12 protein-coding genes and 2 pseudogenes are annotated in these 18152 nt (G+C 71.3%); 5 read left to right on the top strand and 9 right to left on the bottom strand.

The window, feature by feature from the left end; translation table 11 throughout:
• Positions 1-3 precede the first annotated feature (3 nt).
• The 5 genes and pseudogenes from ACZ7G3_RS15250 to ACZ7G3_RS15230 all read right to left on the bottom strand — a co-directional run bounded on the left by ACZ7G3_RS15250 (position 4) and on the right by ACZ7G3_RS15230 (position 6093).
• Entirely contained in the window at positions 4-1836 is a 1833-nt protein-coding gene (locus tag ACZ7G3_RS15250) for an AMP-dependent synthetase/ligase (protein WP_470925900.1), read from the bottom strand.
• A gap of 309 nt (positions 1837-2145) precedes the next feature.
• Positions 2146-2604 (bottom strand): annotated as a pseudogene (locus ACZ7G3_RS15245) (thiolase family protein); the annotation flags it as partial.
• A 75-nt stretch (positions 2605-2679) separates the two neighbouring features.
• Positions 2680-3821, bottom strand: a pseudogene (locus ACZ7G3_RS15240) (acyl-CoA dehydrogenase family protein).
• A 92-nt stretch (positions 3822-3913) separates the two neighbouring features.
• Positions 3914-4939 (bottom strand): LLM class F420-dependent oxidoreductase, encoded by a 1026-nt coding sequence (locus tag ACZ7G3_RS15235; protein ID WP_470925898.1) that lies wholly within the window; start codon positions 4937-4939, stop codon positions 3914-3916.
• Positions 4939-6093 (bottom strand): CaiB/BaiF CoA transferase family protein, encoded by a 1155-nt coding sequence (locus ACZ7G3_RS15230; RefSeq protein ID WP_470925895.1) that lies wholly within the window; start codon positions 6091-6093, stop codon positions 4939-4941. Before ACZ7G3_RS15230 ends, ACZ7G3_RS15235 begins: the two co-directional genes overlap by 1 nt.
• A 259-nt stretch (positions 6094-6352) precedes the next feature.
• Between ACZ7G3_RS15230 and ACZ7G3_RS15225 the strand changes: the two genes are divergently transcribed.
• The 4 genes from ACZ7G3_RS15225 to ACZ7G3_RS15210 all read left to right on the top strand — a co-directional run bounded on the left by ACZ7G3_RS15225 (position 6353) and on the right by ACZ7G3_RS15210 (position 10085).
• Complete coding sequence (locus ACZ7G3_RS15225) at positions 6353-7087, top strand: TetR/AcrR family transcriptional regulator (protein ID WP_470925893.1); 735 nt, start codon at positions 6353-6355, stop codon at positions 7085-7087.
• 82 nt (positions 7088-7169) lie between these two features.
• Positions 7170-7679: a DUF4334 domain-containing protein gene (locus ACZ7G3_RS15220; RefSeq protein WP_426598218.1), complete on the top strand. Its 510-nt coding sequence runs from the start codon at positions 7170-7172 to the stop codon at positions 7677-7679.
• A complete protein-coding gene (locus tag ACZ7G3_RS15215; RefSeq protein WP_470925891.1) occupies positions 7676-8767 on the top strand; it encodes an NAD(P)-dependent alcohol dehydrogenase in 1092 nt (363 codons plus the stop codon). Before ACZ7G3_RS15220 ends, ACZ7G3_RS15215 begins: the two co-directional genes overlap by 4 nt.
• Positions 8768-8921: 154 nt before the next feature.
• The gene (locus ACZ7G3_RS15210; RefSeq protein WP_470925889.1) at positions 8922-10085 is read left to right on the top strand and encodes a TetR/AcrR family transcriptional regulator; all 1164 of its coding nucleotides are present in this window, start codon (positions 8922-8924) and stop codon (positions 10083-10085) included.
• A gap of 127 nt (positions 10086-10212) precedes the next feature.
• On the opposite strand, the gene ACZ7G3_RS15205 is transcribed toward ACZ7G3_RS15210, so the two are convergent.
• On the bottom strand, positions 10213-11421 hold the full coding sequence (locus tag ACZ7G3_RS15205) for an oxygenase MpaB family protein (protein WP_470925887.1): 1209 nt from the start codon (positions 11419-11421) through the stop codon (positions 10213-10215).
• 705 nt (positions 11422-12126) lie between these two features.
• Between ACZ7G3_RS15205 and ACZ7G3_RS15200 the strand changes: the two genes are divergently transcribed.
• Complete coding sequence (locus tag ACZ7G3_RS15200; RefSeq protein WP_470925886.1) at positions 12127-13224, top strand: vWA domain-containing protein; 1098 nt, start codon at positions 12127-12129, stop codon at positions 13222-13224.
• A 267-nt stretch (positions 13225-13491) separates the two neighbouring features.
• Here ACZ7G3_RS15200 and ACZ7G3_RS15195 read toward each other — a convergent pair whose 3' ends face one another.
• The 3 genes from ACZ7G3_RS15195 to ACZ7G3_RS15185 all read right to left on the bottom strand — a co-directional run bounded on the left by ACZ7G3_RS15195 (position 13492) and on the right by ACZ7G3_RS15185 (position 17692).
• Positions 13492-14826: an enolase C-terminal domain-like protein gene (locus ACZ7G3_RS15195; protein ID WP_470925884.1), complete on the bottom strand. Its 1335-nt coding sequence runs from the start codon at positions 14824-14826 to the stop codon at positions 13492-13494.
• Positions 14827-14870: 44 nt separating this feature from the next.
• Complete coding sequence (locus tag ACZ7G3_RS15190) at positions 14871-16208, bottom strand: gluconate:H+ symporter (RefSeq protein ID WP_470925883.1); 1338 nt, start codon at positions 16206-16208, stop codon at positions 14871-14873.
• Between the two features lie 608 nt (positions 16209-16816).
• Positions 16817-17692 carry a LysR substrate-binding domain-containing protein gene (locus ACZ7G3_RS15185; RefSeq protein WP_426598225.1) on the bottom strand — a complete coding sequence of 292 codons (876 nt, stop codon included), beginning with the start codon at positions 17690-17692 and terminating at the stop codon, positions 16817-16819.
• Positions 17693-18152 lie beyond the last annotated feature (460 nt).

Here is an 18152-nt window from a genome sequence, read left to right as displayed (position 1 = left end):
GGCTCAGTCCCGGTAGAGCCCGGACAGCGCGTCGGCGTACTTGTCCCGGATCACCCGGCGCCGCAGCTTCAGCGAGGGCGTCAGCTCGCCGGTCGCCGGGCCCCACTCCTCGGACAGCAGCTCGTACCGCTTCACCTGCTCGGTGCGGTTGAGCCGGGAGTTGGCGGCCGCCACGGCGCGCTGCACCTCGGCCCGGACGGCGGGATGCCGGACGAGGCCGGCGAGTCCGCCGTCCGCCTCGACACCGTGGGCGGCGGCCCAGGCGGGGGCGGCCTCCGCGTCGAGCACCAGCAGCGCGACGAGGTAGGAGCGGCGGTCGCCGTGGACCAGCGCCTGACCGATCAGCGGGTGCTCCTTGAGCGCGTTCTCCACCAGGGCGGGCGAGACGTTCTTGCCCGACGAGGTGATGATCATCTCCTTCTTCCGGTCGGTGAGCCAGAGATAGCCGTCCTGGTCCGTCCGGCCGATGTCGCCGGTGGCCAGCCAGCCGTCGGCGTCCACGGCGGGCCGCACCGAACCGTCCGGCTGGAGGTAGCCGGAGAAGACGGACTCGCCGCGCACCTCGATCTCGCCGTCCGCGGCGATCCTGACCTCCACGGACTCCACGGGGCGTCCCACCGAACCGATCCGGAAGCCGGTTCGCGGGCTGTTGGTGGTGGCCACGCCGGTGGTCTCGGTCAGCCCCCAGGCATCCATGATCACGATGCCGAACCCGGCCCAGAAGTCCACCACGTCGACCGGCATGGGCGCCGAGGCACTGGCCGCCCAGGTCACCCGGTCCAGGCCGCCCGCGGCCAGCAGCGGCAACAGGACGTCCTGGCGGGCACGGGCGTAGCGCTCCTCCAGTTCGGCGGGCGGCGTCTTGCCCCGCTCGCGGTACCCGACGTGCTCGCGGGCCACCGCGGACGCCGCGTCGATGGCCTCCCGCTGCTCGGCCGGCATCAGGGACAGGACGGCCCGCACGGCGGCGCACAGCTTCTCCCAGATCCGCGGCACACCGAAGAACTGCGCGGGGCGCACCTTGCGCACGACCGTGCCCACGCCCGCGGGGTCGGCGCAGAGGTAGACGTGCGAGGCGCGGTGGCAGGGCAGGTAGATGCCCAGCATCCGTTCGGCGATGTGGGCGAACGGCAGGTAGCAGATGTGCTCGACGTGCGGCGGCAGCTCCACCACGGCGTCCAGCGCCAGGGCGTTGGCCATCACCTGGCGGTGGGTCAGGACGACGCCCTTCGGCTCCCCGGTGGTTCCGGAGGTGTAGACGACGGTCAGCGGGTCGTCGGGGCTCGCGGCGTCCAGCTCCTTCGCGAACCGCTCCGGCGCGGGGTCCCGGAGCAGGGCGGCGTACGGGACGTGGCCGCCCTCGGCGCCCGCCTCGGCCACCACCAGCCGGGCCAGCGGGGTGCCGGCGTCGGTCAGCAGCGGTTCCCACACCGCCACCTGCGCCGTCCCCTCGACCACCGCGAGACGGGCCCGGCAGTTGCGGGCGATATGGGTGACCTGCTCGGGGGCCGCGGTGCCGTACACGCTGACCGGGACGGCACCGAGGCGGCCGAGCGCCAGGTCGGACAGCCAGTGCTCGGGACGGTTGGCCATCATCATCAGCACGTGGTCGCCGCGGCCGACGCCGAGCGCCGCGTAGCCGGCGGCCAGGCGTCCGGTGTGCTCGTGGATCTGCGCCCAGCTGAGCGTCGTCCAGGCGCCGTCCCCGTCCGCCTGCTGCCAGGAGAGGCCGGGCAGTCCGGGGTACTCACGGGCGTTGCGGGCCAGCAGCCGCGGCAGGGTACGGTCGGCCGGGGCGTCGGGCGGTTCGCCGGTCGTACGGGGCGCTGATGTCATCGGGGCCTCCTTGCGGGTCGGATGGGAACGTCCGGGAGACCGGGGCGGTGGGGCGCCCCGGCAGGCGTGCCGGGAGGAGCGCGGCGGGGTGCGGAGGGCCGCCTGTGATCGGGAGAGGGCTCAGGAGTCGGTGGAGGTCTCGCCCTGCTCGGCCTTGCGCAGCAGCAGCGCGGGCGGTGCGAAGCGCTCGCCGTAGCGGTCGGCGAGCTCGCGGGCGCGTGCCACGAAGCCGGGCAGGCCGGCATCTGCCCCGGCGTAGTCGTCGTAGCCGTTGATGTACTGGAGGACGCCGCCGGCCCAGCCGGGGAAGCCGATGCCCTGCGGGACGAAGCCGGTGTCGTGGTTGGTGCGCGGGTCCAGCGCCCAGGCTCCGCCGTCGCTGCCCATGGGGACGCGGGACATGGACTCCACGCCGCCTGCCAGTACCAGGTCGTGCCATCCCGAACGGACCTTCATGACTGCCATGTTGACGGCTTCCGGGCCCGATGCGCGGAAGCGGTTCTCCTGGACGCCGGCCACGGTGTCCGGCAGCCCGGCCGCGATGGCCGCGGTGCGGGCGATGTCGGCGCCCTGGCCGCCGACGGGGCCGACCACGCCGAGCACGATGTCGTCGATCGCCGCCGGGTCGAGGTCCGGGAAACGGCGGAGGGTCACGTGGATCAGCCCGACGACCAGGTCGATCGGCTTGGCGCCGTGCAGGACGCCGTTCGCCTCGCCGCGTCCGCGCGGGGTGCGGATCGCGTCGTACACGTACGCTTCGGTGCTCACCTCGGGTGCCCTCCCTGCGGGTTCACGACAGGCCGCGCACGCGGCACGGGTTCGGCGTGGGCGCCTGGCGCCGGCTCAGTCGAGGAGGGAGCGGCCGATGATGTCCTTCATGATCTCGGTGGTGCCGCCGTAGAGGGTCTGGACCCGTCCGTCGAGGAACGCTCGCGCCACCCGGTACTCGCTCATGTAGCCGTAGCCGCCGTGGAGTTGCAGACAGCGGTCGGCGACCCGCTTCTGCAGTTCGGTGGCCCACCACTTGGCCATCGAGGCGTGCACGGCGTCGAGCCGGCCCCTACTGTGCTCGGCGACGCAGCGGTCCAGGAAGGTGCGGGTGACCGCTGCCTCGGTGGCCATCTCGGCGATCTCGAAGCGGATGTGCTGGAGCTTCGCCAGCGGCCGTCCGAACGCCTCGCGCTCCTTCACGTACCGCGTGGTGAGGTCGAGGAGCTCCTCGGCCGCGGCGGCGGCGCCGACCGCGATGGCCAGCCGCTCCTGGGCGAGGTTGCCCATCAGATAGGTGAAGGCGCGGTTCTCCTCCCCCAGCAGGTTCTCCTTGGGGACCCGCACGTCGTTGAAGAAGAGCTCCGCGGTGTCCTGGGCCTTCTGGCCGATCTTCTCGAGGTTGCGGCCGCGTTCGAAGCCGTCCGCGCCGCGCTCGACGACGAGCAGGCTCTGCCCCCTGCTGCCGCCCTCGGGTGCGGTACGGGCCACCACGACGACGAGGTCGGCGAGGATTCCGTTGGAGATGAAGGTCTTCGAGCCGTTGAGCAGGTAGTGGTCGCCCTGGTCGGTGGCGGTGGTGCGGATGCCCTGGAGGTCGGAACCGGCGCCGGGTTCCGTCATGGCGATGGCGGTGACGATGTCGCCGGAGACGAACCCGGGCAGCCAGCGCCGCTTCTGCTCGTCGGTGGCGAGCCGGGTCAGTACGGGCCGACGATGTCGTTGTGCAGGCTCAGTGCCAGCCCGGAGGCGCCGGCGCGGGCGAACTCCTCGATGAGCACGGCGCTGTAGCGGAAGTCCTCGGTCCCACCGCCGCCGTACTCCTCGCCGACGGCCAGTCCCAGCAGGCCCTGGCGGCCCGCCGAACACCACACCTCCCGGTCGACGACGCCGTTCCTCTCCCACCGTTCGTGGTGCGGGGCCACGTCCTTGGCGAGGAAGGTCCGCACGGTCTCGCGGAACGCCTCGTGGTCGGGGCCGTACAGGTCTCGCCGCAAAGTCACGGCCCTCGACGTCACGGCCTTCGCCGTCTCAGTCTTGGGTGTCACGGCCTTCGCCGTCTCAGTCTTGGGTGTCACGGCCTTCGGTGTCACAGCCAGCTCCTCACGCGCTCGATCAGCCGGGCGGGATCGGGACCCACGGGGGTGACGTTGAGCATCGTCACGCCGGCCTCGCGGAAGACCTCGACGCGGTCCCGGACGTAGCCCTCCGGGCCGGCCAGGCAGATCTGTTCCAGCAGTTCGGCCGGCACCGCGGCCTCCGCGTCCTTCCGGCGTCCCGCGAGGTAGTGCTCCTGGATGGCGGCGGCGGCCGACTCGTAGCCGTAGGCGCGGACCAGGTCGTGGTAGAAGTTGCGGCCCGGGGCGCCCATGCCGCCGACGTACAGGGCGACGGTGGGGCGCATCAGGTCGCGGACCGCTTCGGCGCCGTCGCCCATGGCGAGCAGGCCGCCCGCCACGACCGACAGCGGTCCGAGCCCGGGAGCGCGCTCGGCGGTGCCCTCGGCCAGGGCCGGGCCCCACACCTTGGCGGCGTGTTCCGGCGCGTAGAGGAACGGGAGCCAGCCGTCGGCCAGTCCGGCGGTCATCCGGACGTTGGCCGGGCCGAGCGCGGCGACGTACACGGGGATGGTGTCGCGGACCGGGTGGGTGAGCAGTTTCAGGGGTTTGCCGAGGGTGCCGCCCTTCTCGGGCGGCAGGGGCAGGTCGGTGATGCCGTGGTGCTCGATCACCTCGCGCCGCCAGATGCGCCGCGACAGCTCGATCACCTCGCGGGTACGGCCCAGCGGGCGGTCGTAGCGGCGGCCGTGCCAGCCCTCGACGACCTGCGGACCGGAGGCGCCGACGCCGAGGAGGGCGCGGCCGCCGGTGAGGGCGTCGAGTCCGGCGGCGGTCTGGGCGATCAGTGCGGGAGTGCGCGAGTAGACGTTCAGGATGGCCGAGCCGATCCGCATCCGCTCGGTCTTCGCGGCCAGGTATCCCAAGACCGTCGGGGAGTCGAAGCCGTAGGCCTCGGCCACCCAGACGGCGTCGAGTCCCGCGGACTCCAGGGCGGCGGCCCGGTCCGCGGCGTCGCGCGGGTCGCCCGCGTACGTGAGAGGGGAGGACAGTTCCATCAGCGGCGGTCCTTCAGCAGTTCGGGCATGTCCCAGTCACGGGCCACGTCGGCGGTGTGCGCGCCCGGGACGGCGGGTGGCAGCCGGAGGGTGCCGGGGGTGGCGGAGAAGCGGGGCGCGGGGGCGGGCTGGGTGATCCCGTGCGCCTCGGTGTAGGTGCCGCGCCCGGTCAGGTGCGGGTGGCCGGACGCCTCGCGCAGCGAGAGAACGGGCGCGACACAGGCGTCGGTGCCTTCGAAGACGGCCGTCCACTCCTCGCGGGTCGCGGTCTTGAACCGGGCGGTGAACCGGGCCCGCAGCTCCGGCCAGTTGCCCGGGTCCGCGCGGTCCGGCAGCACGTCGCCGGCCAGGCCCAGCAGGGCGACGAACACGGTGTAGAACTGCGGTTCCAGCGCGCCGACCGCCATCCAGCCGCCGTCGCCGGTCTCGTAGACGCCGTAGTACGGGCAGCCGCCGTCGAGCAGATTGTGTCCGCGCGCATCCCGCCAGGTGCCCGCGGCGAGCATGCCCCAGAAGAGTGCGGTGAGGTGGGCCGTGCCGTCGACGATCGCGGCGTCCACCACCTGGCCGCGGCCGGTGGCGCGGGCGGTGAGCAGCGCGGCCAGGACGCCGGTGGTCAGGTAGAGCGAACCGCCGGCGTAGTCACCGAGCAGGTTGGCGGGGACGGCGGGCGGCCCGTCCGGCGCGCCGATCAGGGAGAGGGCGCCGGCCGTGGCGATGTAGCCGACGTCGTGACCGGCCAGGTGCGCGAGCGGCCCCCGCTGGCCCCAGCCGGTCATCCGGCCGTACACCAGGGCGGGGTTGACGGCCATGCACTCCTCGGGGCCGACCCCGAGCCGCTCCGCGACACCCGGGCGGTACCCCTCCACCAGGATCTCCGCGCGCGCCGCCAACGCCCGCACGGTCCGCGGTCCTTCGGGCGACTTGAGGTCGACCAGGACCGAACGCTTGTTGCGGTTGGTCACGTCGTGGGCCGGGTCGCCGGCGAGCGGTGCGGGTCCCGGGCGGTCGACGCGCACCACGTCGGCGCCCAGGTCTCCGAGCAGCATCGCGGCGAACGGGCCGGGGCCGATGCCCGCCAGCTCGACCACGCGCACGCCGTCCAGCGGCCCGGCACTGCCGCGGCCCTGGACGTCAGGGGGGTGGTGGCTCATGGGTTCCTCTCTCGGGGCGCGGCGGGCTCGCCGCCGCACTACCGGGCCCTTACTGAGCGTTCGCTAAGAACGTAGAAGCGTGCGGCCGATCGGTCAACGCCTGGATACCAGTAGTTTTGGAGCCACTTACCGGGGAAGGAAGTCGAAGTCGGACGCCGTCGGCCGCTCTTCCTGATCGATCGCTAAGCATGCGAGGGGAGGGAATCCGGACTCACGGCCGTGCCATGTCGCCCGTCGACGCATGTTGCGAGGAGAGTCGTTGAACACCGAGCCGAGCCAGGACACCGCGACGCCGGCGCAGCACTGGCGCACCTACGGGCAGCTCGACCTGCACCCGATCCTGGTGCACGCCATGGAGGCCTTCAACGAGCAGGGCTACCACGGCACTTCGGTCCGGAACATCGCCGGCCGGGTCGGTGTCACCGTGCCGGCGCTGTACTACCACTACGAGAACAAGCAGGCGCTGCTCGCCACCCTGCTGGAGACGTCCATCAAGGACGTCCTGGACCGCTGCCGGGCGGCGGCCGCGGAGGCCGGGACCACTCCGCTGGCGAGGTTCTGCGGCATGGTCGAGTCGATCGTGCTGTACATGGCCCACCGCAGGTCCCTGGCCTTCCTGGACACCGAGATCCGCAGCCTGGAGCCCAGGAACCGGGCCCGCTACGTGGCCCTGCGCGACTACCTCCAGCACATGCTGCTGGACACGGTCGAAGCGGGCCGCGCCGAGGGGGTGTTCACCACACCGATACCGGCCGACGCCGTCCGCTCGGTCCTCATCATGTGCCAGGGCGTCGCCAACTGGTTCCGCCCCGACGGCCCGCTCACCGCGGAAGAGGTCGCCGAACGCCACGTCCTGCTGAGCCTCGGCACCGTGGGGTACCCCGACGTGGTCACCGGCGAAGCGACGCTTCCGTTCCACCGGCGGACTCCCCTCCGGCACCCGACACCCGCGCGGTCCGCCTCCCGGAGCCCCGCCCCGCACCCCTCCCGGTGACACGGCCGGGGCGAGGGCTCCGCGTCCCTTCCGCGCTTGCGCACCGCCTCCACGATTCTCGGCATCGACGAGAGGACACCGTATGGACCCGCTCGAAGCCCGCACCCGCTTCCGGACGCTCCGCGAGACGAAGGGACCCGTCGAAGCCACCGAACTGGACGCCGTCTGGGCCGCGTTGGAGGTCGTCCGGCCCGAGGAGATCCTCGGCGAGTGGAAGGGCGGTGAGTTCGACACCGGCCACCCCCTCAACGGCGAGCTGGCGAAGGCCGGCTGGTACGGCAAGACGTTCACCGCCGTGCACGACGCCAAGCCGCTGATCTGCCGGGACCCGGAGGGCAGGCTGTATTCCGACCGCGAGCTCGGCAAGGGCGAGGCCAGTCTGTGGACCGTCGAGTTCCGCGGCGAGTCGACGGCGACGATGGTCTACGACGGCCGGCCGGTCCTCGACCACTTCAAACGGGTGGACGACAGCACCCTCATGGGCATCATGAACGCCAAGGGTGTCCCCGCCGACGGCCCCTTCTACTACTTCTTCCTCGAACGCGTCGCCGGGTCCGCCCCCGGGGACCGGCGCCCGGGAGACGGCGCGTGAGACGCGCCCGCGCCGCGGTCACCCCGGAGCCGGGCGCACCGTTCGCCCTCCGGGACGTGGAGCTGGAGGACCCGCGCGCGCGTGAGGTGCTGGTCAGGCTGACCGCGGTCGGGGTGTGTCACACGGACCTGGGAATCCAGGCCGGCTGGCCCCGGCGGCTCACGCCCGTGGTCTTCGGTCACGAGGGCGCCGGCCGGGTCGAGGCGGTGGGCGCGGAAGTGACCGGCGTCGTGCCGGGGGACCCCGTCTGCCTGACGTTCGCCAGCTGCGGCACGTGTCCGCAGTGCGTGGCGGGCCATCCGGCGTACTGCCACTTCGCGCGGGACCTCAACCTGTCCGGCGGGCGCGGCGACGGCACCACCGCGCTCCGTCTCGACGGCGCCCCCCTGCACGGCGGCTTCTTCGGGCAGTCCAGCTTCGCCACGTACGCCGTCGTCCACGAACGCGGAGTGGTCAAGGTGCCCTCCGGTCTGCCGGACACGGTCACCGCGCCGCTCGGTTGCGGAGGGCAGACGGGGGCGGGGACCGTGCTCAACCGGTTGCGACCCGAGCCGGGGACCTCACTCGTGGTGTTCGGGGCCGGCGGGGTCGGGCTGAGTGCGCTGATGGCCGCGGTGGCCGTGGGCTGCGACCCGGTGGTGGCCGTCGACCCGGTGGCCTCCCGGCGGGCCCTGGCCGTCGGACTCGGCGCCCGGGCGGCCCTGCCCCCGGGTGACGGTCTGGTGGCGGCGCTGCGCGACCTCACCGGGGGCGGGGCGCACCGTGTCGTGGACACCACGGGCCGGCCGGAGATGCTCCACCGTGCCGTCGGGGCACTGCGTCCGCGCGGCGAACTCGCCTTCGTCGCCCTCGGCGGTGAGGTCACGTTCGACATGATGCGCCTGATGGCCAAGGGCGTTCGCGTGCACGGGGTGATGGAGGGCGACTCCGACCCGGCCCGCTTCATCCCCGAGCTGATCGGCCTGCACCGGCGCGGCCTCTTCCCGGTGGACCGGCTGATCACCACGTTCCCCTTCGAGGAGATCGACGCCGCCGTGGCCGCCATGCGTGACGGAAGCGCGGTCAAGCCGGTCCTCACCTTCACCTGACCTCACCACACCCGCCGGGTCGTGCGCACCGGGCCCGGTGGGAAGTGATGCGGGATTCACGTCCCGTGCGGTCCGTCGCGAAAGCCCGGGCCCTCCGGGCGACGTGTGATTGACTGATCCGCATGGTCCCGCCTCCGCCTCCGCCCGTTCGGCCGTGACCGCCGATCCGACCGCGGCCACCCGGCCCCGCAACCGCAAGCAGCTCATCGTCGAGGCGGCAGGCCGGGTCTTCAGCGAGCGCGGCTACCACAGGGCCTCCATGGAGGAGATCGCCGCCGGTGTGGGCATCACGGCGGCGGCCCTGTACCGGCACTTCCCGAACAAGTACGCGCTCTTCGCCGAGTGCGCCGACGTCACGGCGGAACGACTGGTCGCCGCGCTCGACGAGGTGCCTCCCGGGGCGCCCCTGACGGACGTGCTCACCGCAGTCACCCGGGTCACCGTCGCGCACCGCGCTTCGGGCGGCGTGTACCGGTGGGAGGCCCGGTACCTCAATCGTGAGGACCGGCGGCATCTCAAGGCGAAGTTCGGGCACGTCGTCGGGCGGGTCGACGAGGCGGTGCAGCGTGAGTACCCCCTGCCCGACGAGCGGCTGCGGGCGGTGGCGGCCCTCGGTGCGATCGGCTCCATCACGATGCACCACACCTCGATCGCCGGGCGCCGGGCCGAGAACCTGCTGTCGGCATCGGCGCTGCGCGTGGCCGCCACCGACCCCGCGGCGGCCCACGAGGGCGCACGCCCGGTCGAGTTGCCCGCCCAGCCGGTGCCGCGCACCCGGCGCGCGGAGATCCTCGCGGCCGCCGTCCCGCTGTTCGCACGGAACGGGTTCGCCAACGTCACGAACGGACAGATCGCGCGGGCGGTGGGACTGGCCCCGTCCGCGCTCTACCGTCACTATCCCGGCAAGGTCGACATCCTGGCGGCGGCGTGCCTCCAGGCCGCGGGTCTGCTGGCCCAGTGGGTGGAGCAGAGCCTTCACGAGGCGGCCGGCCCGCACGAGGCCGTCGTCGCGCTGGCGGCGACGTACGTGGCCTACAGCTTCGAGTACACCGCGCTCAACAGCGTCGCCGAAGCCGAGTTGGCCGGTCTGCCGACGGATCTGCGGCGGCCCCTGGTCCTCGCGCAGCGGGAGCACATCGCCGTCTGGGAACAGCAGTTGCGGCTGGCCCGTCCGGAGCTGGACCCGCGTCAGGCCCGGGTGCTGGTGCACGCGGGGTTCGGCGTGGTGTTCGAGGCCGGACGCACACTGCGCTGGCAGGACGGTCTCGACCACCGTGACGCCGTGACCGCCCTGGTCGTGGGTGCCCTGGGCCTGTGAACGGGTGCCGGAACCCGGCGCGCGACGAGACACCGTCCCGTGCGGCGCGTCGGGGGGACGTCACCGGGGTGCCGGTCCCTCGACGTGACTGCCGTGGGACGGGCACCCGCGGGACGGGGCCGGCGGCTCAGCCGGCCGGCCTGTTCCCGGTGGGGATCGTGATGGGGGTGGTGGTCGTGGAGGAGCCCTTGTTGAGAAACAGCATGGCCAGGGCGCGCACGAACTGGTCGACCATGTAGAAGGTGCCGGGCATGACGGGCGACAGCCCCTCACGGAACCTGATGTACGTCGGCCACGCGGTGCGGACCAGGGCCGCCGCCGCGTAGTCGCGTCGCAGTCCCAGCCAGTCACCGACCTCGTCGCTGAGGACGTAGCGCACGAACTCGTTCAGGAACCCACGGGTGACGCCGAAATCGATCTGCGCGGTCAGGCCGAGCAGTTCCTCGGCCAGCTTGATGCCCTCGGTCGTCGGCGCGAGGATCGGCGTGAGCACCTGCGCCGACTGCGCTTCCGCGGCCGCCCAGGTCCTGGGGATGTACTCGTCCGGCACACCGAGCAGGTGAAGCGCGACCTGCCAGGAATGCAGGAACGCCTCCTGGTCCTCCGCGGGGAACGGGACCTTCCAGTCGATCAGCTTGCTGCGTACGTAGGTTCCCAGACTGTGGAAGGTGACCAGGATGTCGGCGGCGCTGATCGGGATGTCCTGGTCGGCGCCCGACTTCCAGTGCGGCGACTGCGGCAGCAGGTGGCGCACCGCGGCATGCACCAGCCGGGTCTTGTTGGCGGTGACGACGAACTGCCCGGTCGGCTCGAAGGCTCCCAACTGGGACAGGTCGTAGCCGAACGTGAACGTCTTGGCCGCGCGGTCCTTCATGTCGGCACCGCCCGCCGACCAGTAGACACTCCTGGCCTCGCGCGGGATCACGGTGCTCATGATGCCGCTGCCGAGGCCGTACAGCATGAACAGGTAGGTGTCCCTGCGCCGGTTGAAGTCGGCCGCGCGGGCCAGTTTGGCGCGGTCGGCCCAGGAGGGCAGCCTGTTGACCTGCCTCAGGTGCGCGGTGAGTTCGGCCGGAAAACCGCTGGGCAGCGGGTCACCGTTGTCCACCCACCTCTCCATCGCGGTGTTGACCGACGGAACCAGACCCCTCTTGAGCAACGAAGCCATCAAGGGGTCCGTCGCGCTGTCCCAGACGTACTCCGGATCGGCACCCGTGCCCGTGCCGGCCACCGAGTCGGCCGACGGCCACGCCCACGCCTTGGCGCTGTCCGCCACGCTCACGAGGCCGAGCGCGACACCGAGCGACAGCACTCCTCGCCTGCTGAGATTCTCCATTGACTTACCCGCTTCTTCCCTGAGGGCCAGACGGTGCTCTGCGTCTTTCTCCCGACATGTCAGTTGAGCGACCACCACGCTTCGAGTCCCACCGAGGAATGTGATTTCTCGTTAACATAGCGAGCCGTGTCACCGTCGGCAATGGGGATGACCGAGGGTCCGTCGCCGACATCGGTCGCGGCGGGCGGAGGGGGAGGGCGTTGGCGGGGTTCCGGCGACGCGTTCGCCGCGGCGGCCGCGCGTCCCGATCGCGAACCGCCCACTGCCGCCGCCCGCCCGGGCACGGTACGGGCCGCAGCTCACGACCGCGGTTGGTCTCCCCGGACTCCTCGAAGCTGACGCCGGCCGCCGGCGCCCGGCCCCTGGGGTTCAGTACCCGGCATCGCGCTGTCTCGCGCGCCGTGTCGGGAGGACGGCCGCGGGCCGGACCGTCCCATGCGTTGTCAGTGCTGCCCCATACAGTGAAGCCATCTTCCGAACGGACCGGATTCCATGCGGGGTCGCGCGCTGCCCGGCTGAGACGTCTGCCGACGGAAGAGGGCGTTCCGTGACGCGTGCGGCGACCGTTCGCCCCCCGCTTCACACCGACGCTCGACGGCTTGGACAGGCTGGAACACCGACTGGCTCGCCTTCATCGGGGAAGCCGCGTCTCCGCAGGGCACCGTCGCGGTCCCACGGGGAAACGAACGGAAGGGGATTGGCGCGATGAGCGCAACGGTAAAGGACCGCCTCAAGAAGCACTTCGTGAACCACGTCGCTCTCGTCATCGACAAGTCCGGTTCGATGAGGGGGCATTCGGAGCAGCTCATCCGTGTCGTGGACGAGTTCGTGAAGGGACTGAAGGAGGAGTCCGACAGACTCGGCCATGAGACCCGGATCAGCCTCTACGCCTTCGACCACCTGGTCGAGAACCTGGTGTGGGACATGGACGTGAAGCACCTGCCGTCCATGCGGGGCCTGTACACCGTCGAGAACGGCGCGACCGCGCTGATCCAGGCGTCGGTGAAGGCGCTCGACGACCTCGGCCACATATGGGAGGAGTACGGCGAGCACAGCTTCCTCCAGGTCGTCGTCACGGACGGCGAGGAGAACGCCTCCGGCGCGGACGAGACGGGCTCGCGCCACGATCACCTTCCCGACGGCCGCGCCGTCCTGGACTCGTGGCGGGGCAGGATCGGGGACAAGTTGAACAGTCTTCCGGATCACTGGACCTCGGCCATCATGGTGCCGAACTCGCTGGCCAAGCGCACCGCTCAGCAGTACGGGTTCCCGACGGGCAACATCTCGATCTGGGACGCCGACTCGGCGCAGGGCGTCGAAGAGGCGATCGGCACCGTCAAGTCGGCCGCCACGAGGTTCCTGCGGGATCGCGAGCAGGGGGTGCGCGGGACCAGGAACCTCTTCTCGGTGGGTCAGGACCTCAGCACGGCCGACGTGAAGTCCAGCCTTCAGTCCCTCGACGCCGGCAAGTACGTACTGATCCCCGTGGACCAGCAGATGTCGATCCGCGATTTCGTCACCGGCGCCGGGCATCCGTACAAGACCGGCTGCGCCTTCTACGAGCTCTCCAAGCGCGAGAAGATCCAGGCCAAGAAGAAGATCGCCGTGGCGGAGAAGGATCCCACCACCGGCCGCATGACCGGGAAGGTGTTCACCGGCCCCGCCGCCCGGCAGCTCCTGGGCCTGCCGGACGCGGAGGCGACGGTGGCCCCTGGGAGCAACGCGGCATACACCGTGTTCGTCCAGTCGACCTCGGTCAATCGGAAACTGGTCCCCGGTACCAAGCTGCTCGTCCTCCTGTAGCCGGGGGTTGCGTTCGGCGCCGAGTCGCGGAGGCTGTGCGTCGGGGGCGGTCGTCCGGTACGGCGCGACCGGGTCCGCCCTCCTCGGGAGTCGTGTGGGTGGATGTCCAGGCAGGTGACATACCATCAGGTTCCGTGCCACGCCTCGGGCGTCCAGACCGGTCCCGGCCCGGGCCCGGCGCTCGCCGGGCCCGGGCGAGCGGACACGGGTGCGTGGACACGGGTGCGCGAGCGCTTCACTGCGCCGCCACCACCGCGCCGCCGGTGCTTACCGCACGAGGCAGGGCCGCTTGGCGTCGAACTCCCAGCCGGGAACCAGGTACTGCATGCCCACGGCGTCGTCCCGGGCCCCGAGGGCCTTCGCCCGGTAGAGCTCATGAGCCGCCAGGAGCCGGTCCATGTCGAGCTGCACGCCCAGCCCGGGGGCGTCGGGCACGGCGATCTCGCCGTCGATGATGCGGGGCGGTGCGGTGGTGAGGCGCTCCAGTCCCTCCTGCCATATCCAGTGCGTGTCGAGGGCGTTGTACGCGCCGGGGGCCGCGGCACCGCAGTGCGTGACCATCGCGAGGGAGATGTCGAAGTGATTGTTGGAGTGACAGCCCCAGGTCAGGCCCATCGCGTTGCACAACTGCGCCACGCGGACGGAACCCTGCATGGTCCAGAAGTGGGGATCGGCCAGCGGGATGGAGACCGACTGCAGGGCGAGGGCGTGGGTCATCTGCCGCCAGTCGGTCGCAATCATGTTGGTCGCGGTGGGCAGGCCGGTCGCGCGACGGAACTCGGCGAGCACCTCGCGCCCGGAGTAGCCGCCTTCCGCCCCGCAGGGGTCCTCGGCGTAGGCGAGCGTGCCGACCAGGGGCGCGCACAGTTCGACGGCTTCCTTCAGCGACCAGGCGCCGTTGGGGTCGAGGGTGATCCGGGCCTCGGGGAAGCGGTCCTTGAGGGCGCGTACGGCCTTGACCTCCTCGGCGCCTTCGAGGACGCCGCCCTTGAGTTTGAAGTCGCGGAAACCGTAGAGGTCGAAGGTGGCTTCGGCCTGTCGGACGATCGCCTCGGGAGTGAGGGCCTCCTCGTGACGGATGCGGTACCAGTCGACGTCGGCGTCGTGGCCGCGGACGTACTCCAGGTCGGTGCGGTCGGGGTCGCCGACGTAGAAGAGGTAGCCGAGCACCCGCACGGAGTCCCGCTGCTGTCCGTCTCCGAGGAGGGCCGCGACCGGCACGTCGAGATGCTGGCCCAGCAGGTCGAGGAGTGCGGACTCGACGGCGGTGACGGCGTGGACCGTGGTCCGCAGGTCGAAGGTCTGGGCACCGCGTCCGCCGGAGTCACGGTCGGCGAAGCGGTCCGCGATCTCGCGCAGCACACGCTTGTAGTCGCCGACCTTGGCACCGACCACGAGGGACTCGGCGTCCTCGAGGGTCTGCGTGATCTTCTCACCGCCGGGTACCTCACCGAGGCCGGTGCGCCCCTCGGAGTCCGTCAGGACGACGACGTTGCGGGTGAAATAGGGGCCGTGGGCACCGGAGAGGTTCAGTTCCATGCAGTCGCGGCCCGCCACGGGATAGACGGAGAACGCGGTGACGGTCGGCTGGTTCTTGGTCATGTCTTCTTCGGACTCCTTGAATCAGGGGGTGCGGCGGCCGGTGGTCACAGGCTGAGGACGTCGAGGGCCCACTCGGCCACCAGGACGCCGCCCAGGCCGAGGATCGCCAGCACCGTGGTGTAGGTGGTGCGGACCTTGATCGCTTGGATGACGGAAAGGTTGAAGTACTCCTTGAACAACCAGAAGCCGGGGTCGTTGACGTGTGAGAAGGCGATCGATCCGCAGGAGACGGCGAGCACCATCATCTCGGGATGCGCACCGCTGTCGGCGAGCAGCGGCAGCACCACGCCCGAGGCCGTGACGACGGCGACCGTGGCCGACCCGAGGGCCACACGGAGGATGGCGGCGATGAGCCACGCCAGGACGATGGCGGATATGGACCACGAGTCGGTGATGTCCTTGATGTAGTCGGAGATACCACCTTCGACCAGGACGTTCTTGAAGGCACCGCCGGCTCCGATGACCAGCAGGATCATCGCCATGGCCTTGACCGCGGAGGAGCAGGAGTCACTGACCTCCGACAGGCTCCGCCCGATGCGCGGTCCGAAGGCCCAGACGGCCAGGAGGAGGGCCAGCAGGAGCGCGATCGGCGCGGATCCGATGAACGCCACGGTGTTGAGCAGCGGGCTCTCGCCGGTCGCGGCCATGTCGGTCACGGCGGCCCCGGCGATCAGCACGACGGGGAAGAGCGCCACGCACAGCGACCATCCGAGTCCGGGCATCTCCTCGTCGGTGAACTGGCGCTCACTGACCAGGTCCTTGGGGATGGCGGGGTTCATCGCCCTGATGAACGGCAGCCGCGGCCAGAGCAGCGCGATGAACGCGCCGACCGGTACCGCGATGAACAGGCCGTAGAAGAGCGTCAGTCCGACGGAGGCGTCGAAGGTGGCCGCGACGGCGGTGGGACCGGGGTGCGGGGGCAGGAAGCTGTGCATCGTGGACAGGGCGATCGACATCGGCAGCCCGACCCAGAGCAGGTTCGCGCCGGTGACCCTGACCAGGGTGAACGCGATGGGCACGACGATGATGAAGGCGACCTCGTAGAACATCGTCACGCCGATGAGCATGGAGGTGACGACCATGGCGACCTGCACCCAGCGCGGCCCGAAGGCGTCGAGCAGTTTGCCGGCTATGCGCTGGGCGGCACCGGAGTCGCCCATGACGCGGCCGACCATGGCACCGAGTCCGATGGTGAGCATCGTGTCACCGATCTGGCCTCCGATGCCTTCGGAGAGGACGTCCGGGATGTCCTTCACCGGGATGCCCTGGACCACGGCGACACCGACGGCGACCAGGAGGAGGGCCGCGAAGCCGTTCAGCTTCAGCCTGGTCATGAGAAGCAGCAGAACCAGAACACTGATTCCCACTACGAGAAGTGGCATGTCAGTTCCTCTTTGAACTGTGGTTGGGGGTAGCCGGGCCCGAACGCCGCGGGGGGGTACGGCACGACTCCGGTCAGGGGCGGAGCGGGATGCGCGGACGCGGAAGGCGCGTCCGGCGGAGGGGCCGGGCGGCGGCGGAGGATCGGGGGAGGCGGCCGGCTACGGACGGCTCCGCGCACGAAAGGCGGCTTTCCGGGACCGCCACGTAGGGGGTGACGGTTCGGCGGTTCACGTTCCGCGCAGCCGGCCGGTCTCGCACCGGAGGGCCGCCCCGCGTCTCACCTCAGGCGCGACCGTGGTGCTCGACGGCGACGGCTACCGGGTGCGGGCCTTCGCTGCCGTCGTCGGCGTTGCGCAGCAGTGGTGGTTCCGAGGGCGGCTGTCGCCGCCGGCTCGCCCTGCCGGACGAGATCGAGCATGGACAAATCTCCTAGACATGGAAGGAGAGCGACAGCGGGTGCCGCCTACGGTCCTGGCCACGGAGCCGGTGGCTGAGTTGACCGTAGAGTTGGTTCTGATTCACGTCCATGTCGAATTTTGTTGGTTGCCATACCTTTCTTGTATTGCGGTTCATGACAGTTCCGTGAAACCGGCATGTCGGGCCGATGTCACAGGCGTCGCAGCAAGGCTTCGAGCGCCGGATTGTCGTTGTCGGGACGCCATACGAGGCTCAGTTCGACCGGCTTCGGGTCCGGCAGGGCCACCTGCCGGAAGACGACGCCGCCATAGCGCATCCGGGCCGCGGCCTCGGGCACGAGGGCGATGCCCCAGCCGCCGTCGACGAGGGCAAGGATGCTGTGCACCTGCGTGAGGTACTGGGTGAACACGGGGCGGGTCCGTGCGGACCGGAAGATGCTGATCAGCAGTTCGTGGAAGTAACGGGCCTCGATGGGCGAGTACATCAGGAAGTCCTCGCCGTCGAAGTCCTCGATCCGCATCGGCCCGTCCTCGGCGGCCAGCGGGTGACCGGCGGGAAGTGCGGCCAGCAACCCCTCTCGCAGTGCCGTGCGGGCGGACAGACCGGCTCCCGTGGTCGTCGGCCGCATCAGCCCGAGGTCGAGCGACCCCTCGCCGAGGGCCTTCAGCTGGTCGCGCGTGACGAGTTCCTGCAGCAGGAGCTCCACTCCGGGCAGCACCGTTCTGGCGGTCTCCAGCAGGCCGCCGAGCGCGGAGTGGGCACTGGCGGCCGTGAACCCGACGGCGATGACCCCTGCCTCACCGGTGGACACCCGGCGGACGGCGAGGGCCGCCTGCTCCGACTGCCGCAGGATGCGGCGGGCCTCCCCCAGGAAAGCGCGGCCGGCCGGGGTGAGCCGCACGCTCCGGTTCGTGCGGTCCAGCAACTGCACGCTCAGCTCGCTCTCCAGCAGCTGGATCTGCCGGCTCAACGGCGGCTGGGTCATGTTCAGCCGCTCCGCGGCACGGGTGAAGTGCAGTTCTTCGGCGACGGCGACGAAGCTCGTCAGCTGGGCGAGGGTGAACACTGATGCTCTCCAGGTATCGCGAGATCCAAAATCTATGTTGGACGTGAATCAATCGCGACCGTAGCGTCGGACGTGGACAGACGGCGACCCTGCGAGTGCCTCGGTCGCGGCCCGCGACCGGCAGGGTCGTCATGGGGAGCGCGCGACCATGGTGCGGACACGGCGTCGTCACGGTAGTGCCTCTCCCGGCCCGCCGGTCCTCGCACACGGGTGAGGCGGGGCCACCCGGGCCCGGCGTCCGCCGCATCCACCACGACGTCCGTCCACCCGTATGTCGTCGACGGCGACAGGCGGATGCCCGTCGCCCGGCCGGGCGGCCCCGTCGTACGGCGGCCGCGTGGTACCCGGCCTCCCGACCCCGGGGGGGGGGGGGGGGGGGGAGGGGGGGGGGGGGGGGGGGGGGGGGGGTGGGGGAGGGGGGGGGGGGGGGGGGGGAGGTGGTGGGGGGGGGGGAGGTCGA

The organism is Streptomyces sp. NPDC037271, assembly GCF_055603605.1.
The sequence above is the reverse complement of the archived record's forward strand: the minus strand, read 5'-3'. Positions and strand labels throughout refer to the sequence as shown.

What these genes read in the sequence shown, in the direction of transcription:
- ACZ7G3_RS15230 (WP_470925895.1), bottom strand. Translation starts at nt 6,093, where the DNA reads ATGAGCCACCACCCCCCTGACGTCCAGGGCCGCGGCAGTGCCGGGCCG.
- ACZ7G3_RS15195 (WP_470925884.1), bottom strand. Translation starts at nt 14,826, where the DNA reads ATGACCAAGAACCAGCCGACCGTCACCGCGTTCTCCGTCTATCCCGTG.
- ACZ7G3_RS15190 (WP_470925883.1), bottom strand. Translation starts at nt 16,208, where the DNA reads ATGCCACTTCTCGTAGTGGGAATCAGTGTTCTGGTTCTGCTGCTTCTC.
- ACZ7G3_RS15235 (WP_470925898.1), bottom strand. Translation starts at nt 4,939, where the DNA reads ATGGAACTGTCCTCCCCTCTCACGTACGCGGGCGACCCGCGCGACGCC.
- ACZ7G3_RS15250 (WP_470925900.1), bottom strand. Translation starts at nt 1,836, where the DNA reads ATGACATCAGCGCCCCGTACGACCGGCGAACCGCCCGACGCCCCGGCC.
- ACZ7G3_RS15200 (WP_470925886.1), top strand. Translation starts at nt 12,127, where the DNA reads ATGAGCGCAACGGTAAAGGACCGCCTCAAGAAGCACTTCGTGAACCAC.
- ACZ7G3_RS15205 (WP_470925887.1), bottom strand. Translation starts at nt 11,421, where the DNA reads ATGGAGAATCTCAGCAGGCGAGGAGTGCTGTCGCTCGGTGTCGCGCTC.
- ACZ7G3_RS15220 (WP_426598218.1), top strand. Translation starts at nt 7,170, where the DNA reads ATGGACCCGCTCGAAGCCCGCACCCGCTTCCGGACGCTCCGCGAGACG.